Source organism: Campylobacter taeniopygiae (genome assembly GCF_005406225.1).
GTDB lineage: Bacteria > Campylobacterota > Campylobacteria > Campylobacterales > Campylobacteraceae > Campylobacter_D > Campylobacter_D taeniopygiae.
Genome location: NZ_NXLY01000032.1, coordinates 1 through 4068, shown reverse-complemented (window position 1 = coordinate 4068; position 4068 = coordinate 1). Strand labels below are relative to the sequence as shown.

General features: G+C 25.9%; 3 protein-coding genes and 1 pseudogene. All 4 read right to left on the bottom strand.

Features of this window, described 5'->3' with window-relative positions; genetic code table 11:
• Window positions 1–1053 (bottom strand): annotated as a pseudogene (locus CQA75_RS08700) (hypothetical protein); the annotation flags it as partial.
• Window positions 1053–1274 carry an acyl carrier protein gene (locus tag CQA75_RS08695; protein ID WP_137624573.1) on the bottom strand — a complete coding sequence of 74 codons (222 nt, stop codon included), beginning with the start codon at window positions 1272–1274 and terminating at the stop codon, window positions 1053–1055. The pseudogene CQA75_RS08700 and the gene CQA75_RS08695, both read right to left, overlap by 1 nt.
• A 35-nt stretch (window positions 1275–1309) precedes the next feature.
• Window positions 1310–2464, bottom strand: a complete 1155-nt coding sequence (locus tag CQA75_RS08690) for an FkbM family methyltransferase (RefSeq protein WP_246023822.1) — start codon at window positions 2462–2464, stop codon at window positions 1310–1312.
• An 11-nt stretch (window positions 2465–2475) separates the two neighbouring features.
• A complete protein-coding gene (locus tag CQA75_RS08685) occupies window positions 2476–3987 on the bottom strand; it encodes an AMP-binding protein (protein ID WP_137624572.1) in 1512 nt (503 codons plus the stop codon).
• Window positions 3988–4068 lie beyond the last annotated feature (81 nt).

Sequence of the window (4068 nt, the reverse complement as noted above, 5' to 3'; positions counted from 1 at the left end):
CCACTCTATTGGAGGTATAAGATGATTAAAATTATATTCTTTATCAATTTCTATGTTTTCTTCGACTAAACTTTCAAAGTCAATGTCTTCATTGTGATAATCTTTTACGAGCAAAAAAGAAATAAGTCCGACATAATTTAAATTCTTATTGATTTTTGGTTTTTCACAGGGTTGAACTTTTTTGTCCATTTCTCCATCTAATTTACTATTGCTTTTGATTTTTGTATTTTGGTTAATTTGTAATAAGGTTCCAAATCTTTTAACACCGTAGCATGGAGCTAATAAAGAATTAAAAAAACTTTTTTCATTGCCTATTGTTAAAGCGGAGAAAAAAAATCTGTTTAAATTATGCGAAAACACAGAATATATATAATATCCATAGTATTTTTGTGGGAAAAAAATTTCTTGTTTATCTAGTTTTAAAACCGTTACAATATCGTCATTTATATAATTTTCTATTAATTCATCTTTTATATTTCCTTTTAGAATCATTTCATCTATGTGGCATACGGTAAAATATTTTTTTTGATTTAACATTTTATTTTTTTTAGGATATTTAAAATGATTAAAATTTTTTGCAATATTTTCACCTAATTTTTTTGGAATAAAAGAGTATAAATGGGCGTTATCGTAAGTAAAAAAATAAAATAATTTTCTTTCAGTGTTTCTTAAATCAATTAAATTAAATCCATAATATTGTGCTAAATATATATGCATATTATCTGTAATTTGATTTCTTTGTCTAATTTGATGATGATGAAATAACAAAATAATAATTTTTTTTTCAAGCAAGTAAAGTTGCTCATATGCACTTTTAATATCTTGACAAGAAAGTTTTAAATCCAATTTATAATCATCTGAGTTGCTCTCGCATATGATCAAATCAGCTTTTTTAAACAGTTCTGATTTTCTGGTATCTTTTATTCTATGCAATATAAAAGTAGTTGAAGAGCCACCTATTGAAAGACATGAAGCATTCCAGCCTATTTCTCTAAAACCAGCGGTAATGCCATTTATAGTACAATGACTTGAACCCAAAATAACAACATTCATTATAAAGCTTTATCTATTAATTTTTTAATACTAATAAAATTTTCGAAATTTTCCGGAACTAAATCCTCAAAATCTAATTCTATTTTATAAAATTTTTCAATCTCGCCAACTAAATTCATTACATCTAAGCTATCAATTCTGCCACTACTAAACAAATCAACATCAAATTCGTTAATATCTTCTCTTCCAATTTCTTTAAAAAACTGTTTAATATTTTCCATTGTAAACTCCTAAGGCAAATTTAAAAAATAATTATTTAATCTATCTCACAATACAAAGCAGTTTCTAAGCTAACATAAAAATCTATAGGTCTATAAATTTTAAATTTATATCCCAAATTCCAAGATTCTATTAAAGGCTTGATATTAAAAAAATCATCAGGGTTATGATAGATACTTATAAGCATTGCAGGTTTTTGAGTTTTGATTGTATTGATTGCACCTTTTAAAAATTCTTGTTCAAATCCTTCAATATCTATTTTTATAAAACCTATCTCCATTGGATTTTTTTCTATATAAGAATCCAAGGTTATAACTTCTACTTCTTCATGAGTGGAATTTTTTTCACTATGTTTTAAACTTGAGCTATAGCCTGAAATACTGATTTGCAATTTTTCTTGTTTAGATCCTAAAGCATTTTTAACTGGGATAATTCTTTTACTATTGTTAAGCTCTAATGTTTTTAGCATTAAATCATAATTTTTACTGACTGCCTCAAAGCTATAAATTTTTTTATTAGTAAATTCTTTTTCAAAAACAATAGCACTATCTCCTATAAAGCCACCAACATCAATAATATTTTTATTTCGAATATTTTCTAAAGTTTTATTGCTAAAATTATGCATAGCATGCTTATGCCAAAAAACAGAAATTTCAAATTGTCTAATCGGCAAAAAGTATCCATTCCAGCCAAAAATCCCCTTTGAGATTGATAAAATATTTGGAAAGAATTCGTTTTTCAATCTTTCCAAATCTTGTCTTTCTTCTTTTGTGTATTTAATTTGATAATTTGGATTGGTTTGAAAATTTTTTAATCTTGTTAAAATTTTAAAGATTGTGGCCTTGCTATCATTATCTAAATTTTCGCAAAGTTTTAAAATTTTTTCATGAATATTATTTTCTATTAAATATTTACCTAAAACATCTTGCATGTAAAAATTTTGTTTCCATTGTTTTTGATTAAATTGATTTAATAGTCTTTCTAAATTGCATGATAAAAATTCAGGATTTGTTAATTCTAAGGTTTTTTTTGTTGTCCATAAATGAAAATTTAGAAAAAATAAACCGTAAGAAACATATTCTCCAATACCGTAAATATTAGCATGGATATTTTTTATTTTTTTAAATAAAGGTATTTTAAAAAAATAAAATGTTGTAATGTTATTTTTTTTATCTATAAAATTTATAGCCACTGCTTCTCTCCTTAAAGTTCTTTATAGTAATTTCTATCAATCTTACCATTTTGATTGAGTTTAAAACTATCAATTCTTTTAAAATGTTTAGGTATCATATAAAGAGGTAATTTATCTTTTAAAAACATTCTAAAATCAATTTCTTCTTTACTTTCATAAAAACAAATAATCTCTTCTTTAAAAATACAAGCAGAGTTTCTTACTTTATCATGAGAATTAATAATACTTTCTATTTCTCCTAGTTCAATTCTATGACCCATGTATTTGATCTGATTATCCGCTCTTCCATAGCACAATAATTCTTCAAATTCATTGTAAGCAACAATGTCTCCTGTTTTATAGAGTAAATCTAAATAATTATCATGTAAAGGATTTTGTATAAAAGCTTTTTTGGTTTTTTCTTTATCATTGTAATATCCTAAGGATAAAGAAGTTCCTCTTATATATAATTCTCCTTTTTTGCCTATTTCTTTAGGACTTATATAATTCATATTTTCATCAAAGACTAAAAGTTCTGTATTTTTACAAGCTTTACCTATAGGTAAGAGTTCATCATCTTTGAAAGGACGGTTGATGATGTAGTAGGTGCAAACATCTGTGATTTCAGTAGGGCCATAAAGATTGGCAAATAAACTTTGAGGTAGATGTTTTCTCCAAATGTTTAATTGTTTATTGGGCATGATTTCGCCACAAAAGAGTATTTTTTTGAGAAAAATTAGAGGATATTTCTTTAAACCTTTTTCATTTGCAAAATAAATCAACACCGAAGGCACCCAAAATATCGTGCTTACTTTTTCTTGTTCTAAGTATTGTAATATCTCATCAGGAAAAGCAAAAAGATGATTAGGGATGATGTGTAAAGTTCCACCACAAGCAATATTTGGATAGATATCACTAACCGAAGCATCAAAATAAAATGGAGCTTGATTGGCTAGAATTTCATTCTCATCAAAATGAAAAGTTTCACACACCCAAAACGTATAATCAATCACACTTTTATGAGCGATACTCACTCCTTTAGGAGTTCCAGTACTTCCACTAGTAAAAAGTACATAAAGTAAATTAGTATCGATATGGTTTTCTTTAGCTTTAGTGATTAGATTTTCATCAATATTAAAACTTTGAAAATCTTGTGTATAAAGAGTAGGCAAATTTAAATCTAGTTTTAATTCTTTAGAAGTGATTAGAAGTTTTGGTTTTAAAACTTCTATAACTTTTTCTATTCTTTCTTTAGGACTTTTTTCATCTAAGAGTGTATAAAAGTTTCCACTTAAGGCTACACCAAAGAAAGAAATTAAACAATCAATACCTTTAGGTAATATAATAAGAATGGCTTTTTGTAAAGGTAAGGTATCATTATCTAAAGTTCTTAAAATTTCACTAGCAACTTTTTTAGAATAAAGATCAAATTCTTTATAAGTGATTTCCTTTCTACCTTCTTTAGTAAAAGGTTCAACAAAGGCTATTTTTTCACTAAAGTTTTCAACACTTTTTTCTAGGAAGTCATAGATGTGGGTGAGCATGGAAGAAAGCCTTTATGTTAAAATCAAAATTTGATTATACCCCCCCCCTATTAATATATGCTTAAAAAATATTTTTTTAAT

Bases quoted from the DNA above. Each gene is read 5' to 3' on its own strand.
- CQA75_RS08695 (WP_137624573.1), bottom strand. From the start codon at position 1,274: ATGGAAAATATTAAACAGTTTTTTAAAGAAATTGGAAGAGAAGATATT.
- CQA75_RS08685 (WP_137624572.1), bottom strand. From the start codon at position 3,987: ATGCTCACCCACATCTATGACTTCCTAGAAAAAAGTGTTGAAAACTTT.